1 protein-coding gene and 2 pseudogenes are annotated in these 2,797 nt (G+C 73.4%); all 3 read right to left on the bottom strand.

The window, feature by feature from the left end:
• Positions 1–653 (bottom strand): annotated as a pseudogene (locus IH13_RS38500) (ABC transporter ATP-binding protein); the annotation flags it as partial.
• A 45-nt stretch (positions 654–698) separates the two neighbouring features.
• On the bottom strand, positions 699–1,820 hold the full coding sequence (locus IH13_RS0126750) for a metalloprotease (RefSeq protein WP_031088541.1): 1,122 nt from the start codon (positions 1,818–1,820) through the stop codon (positions 699–701).
• A 56-nt stretch (positions 1,821–1,876) separates the two neighbouring features.
• Positions 1,877–2,773: pseudogene (locus tag IH13_RS0126755) on the bottom strand (lantibiotic dehydratase C-terminal domain-containing protein); the annotation flags it as partial.
• Between the last annotated feature and the right edge of the window lie 24 nt (positions 2,774–2,797).

Genomic DNA, 2,797 nt, shown 5'->3' on the forward strand with positions numbered 1-2,797 from the left:
GATGTGTATAAGAGACAGACTGGGGGCCTCGGAGGCGCCGACGAGGTTGTGCGGGGAGTCGGTCACCGCGACCTTTCCGTCCACCAGGATGGCGATCCGGTCGCAGAGTGCCTCGGCCTCGTCGAGGTGGTGCGTGGTGTAGACGATGGTGCGGCCCTCGGCCTTGAGGGCGCGCAGCACCTCCCACAGGGCACGGCGGGCCTGCGGGTCGAGGGCGGCGGTCGGATGTCGCGCTGGGCGCTCAGGCCCACGGACTCCAGGGTGGCCTCGGCCGCCTCCCGGGAGACCCCGTAGAGCGCGGCGACGGTCCGCAGGTGCTCGTGGGCGGTCTGCCGGACGAAGAACGCGGAGGACTGGGTCTGTACGCCGATCCTGGGCAGCAGCGCGGTGTCGCGCGGCCAGGGCGACCGGCCGAACAGGGCGACGGAGCCCGAGTCGGCCTGCCGCAGGCCCTCCATGATCTCCACCAGGGTGGACTTGCCCGCCCCGTTGGGACCCAGGAGGCCGAAGAACTCGCCCGGGTGGATGTCCAGGGACACGTCGTCGACGGCCTGCCGGTCGCCGTACCGCTTGGACACCCCCTGGACGCGGACGGCGGGGGCCGGGTCGGTTCCGTCGGTGGGCGTGGATCGCATGGCCGGTACCTCACTCATGTGGTGCGTGGGTCCTTCGGGTCGGGGGGTGGTCGCGCGACCGGGTCACCGGAGCAGCAGCAGGAGTGCCACGGCGCAGGTACCGGTCACGGCGGAGAGGAGCAGGAGCGCGGCGCCGATGCCGTACGCCGTGTGGACGACCCGGGAGCGGCGGGGGTAGGCGGCGGTCGCCTCGGCCCCTTTCCCGCCCAGGCGCAGCGCCAGGTAGGTGCGGGTCTCGGGGGCGAGGTGGGCGGCGCCCAGGGCGTGGCCGAGCATCCGGTAGCCGTCCAGCGGCGGCAGGGGGACGAGGTTGCTGAGCGCTTGGACGCTGCCGAGGAACAGCAGGCCGGCCAGGAGGGGGCGGGCCGGGTCGTCCCCGGGGAGCAGGGACCACCACAGGGCGAACGGCAGCAGGAGCAGCAGGTTGACGTGGGCGCCCGCACCGGCGGTCACCAGCTTGGCGCGGCGGCCGGGGAGGAAGAGGTAGTTGTCGACGGTGCAGTACAGCATCGCGGCCGGGAATCTCCAGCGCAGCCCGATCTCGGCGACATGGCCGCCGTAGTGCTGGGCCGCGACACCGTGGGCGAGTTCATGGACGGTGATGCTGAACCAGAGGAACAGGGCGACCGCCGCCAGCACCACAGGCTGCCGGAACAACTCCACTGTACCGTCCAGGAGTTCACCGGTGTGCAGGATCAGCACCGCCTCCATGGCCAGTACGGCGGCCAGCAGCGGCAGTTGGAGCGCGGGGTGCAGGAGCGGGCGCAGGATCCGGTGGAGGCGCGCGGTGGTCGCGTCCGCGTCGGCGACTATCCGGCGGGTGCCGCGCCAGAGGGTGTTGGCGCGGGGGCGGGCGGGGGCGGGTGCGGGCGGCGGCGGGTCGGGGGCGCCGGCCAGCAGGCCGCGGGCGCCGAGGAGCCCGAGGAGGCGGTTCCAGTTGTCCTCGGCGAGGCGGCGGCCGAAGCGGGCGGCGTACGCGGGGGCGACGTCGTCGAGGTTCCGCGTCCCGTCGAGCCGGGAGATGACGAAGTGCTCCTTGACCCCGACCTCGAACGCGGCGCCGCCGACGGGGTGCCGGATCAGGTGCACGGTGCGGGGCCCGCGCAGCAGGGGCGGCCCGAGCTGGACGCCGGCCCGCAGCGCGGGGCGGTAGACCCGGGCCGCCGAGGCGCGGGCCTCCGGCACGGGCGCGGGCGCCGTGGTGGCGGGTGGCGGCGGGGCGGTTCCGTCCGGGGTGGCGGTCACGCGGTCGCCGCCTCAGGGCCGTCCGCCCCGCCCGGCTCTCGCAGGACCTGGCCCAGGACGAAGGAGAGGTAGGCCTCGTCCCGGATCGTCACGTGCAGCCGGTTGTTGGTCATGTGCATGTACGGGGACAGCAGCCGGGGCAGCACGGCCGGCACATGGGTGAGCGTCTCCAGCGGCGCGGCGCCGGCCGGCTCGGTGCGCTGCTGCCCGGTGTCCTCCCGGGCCGGGCCGTCCCAGGCGGGGAAGGCGAGCGCGCCCCGGGCCGCGAGCTCCTCGATACGGGCGCGCAGCTCCAGGCAGTGCTCCGCCCAGCCGCGCAGGAACCCGGGCAGCCGCTGGAGTTCGTCGGCCGCGACGGCGGCACGGATCTCGGCGAACCGGCGGCCCAGGGACGGCGCCGTCTCGGCGTAGTTGCGCTCGTACTCCTTCGAGCCGATGAAGCCGGTGCCGGGGAACGCCCGGTGCCAGAACTCGTAGTAGCCGTCCAGGTAGTCGGCGAGCCGGTCCTCCTCGGGCAGGAAGCAGCTCGCCATCACCATCATCAGCTGGGCGGAGGTGCCCAGCAGTACGGTCCGCAGGTGCAGGTTCTTGGTGCGGAAGGCGTCCATGACCAGGTCGCTGGAGTGCCGGAAGTGCCATTCGGCGAGCTCGACCCCGGCGGGGCCGCCGTACTTGGCGTACTCGGGGGCGTAGGGCTCCTCGTGGAAGGAGTTGTTCGGCCGCAGGTTCATCCGGCCGTCCGCGCCCATGTACCGGCCGCGGTCCTCGCCGGGGAACTCGATGTCGAACAGGGCGTTGTAGAAGTCCTTCAGGAAGCCCGAGTCGACCTCGTACAGCGCGGGACGGGTCCGGAGGAACGCGGTGAGTGCCTCCTCGGCCCGGCGCCTGACCTCGGGTGCTGTCTCTTATACACATCT

Origin of the sequence: Streptomyces sp. NRRL WC-3549 (genome assembly GCF_000721935.1) — a bacterium.
Lineage (GTDB): Bacteria > Actinomycetota > Actinomycetes > Streptomycetales > Streptomycetaceae > Streptomyces.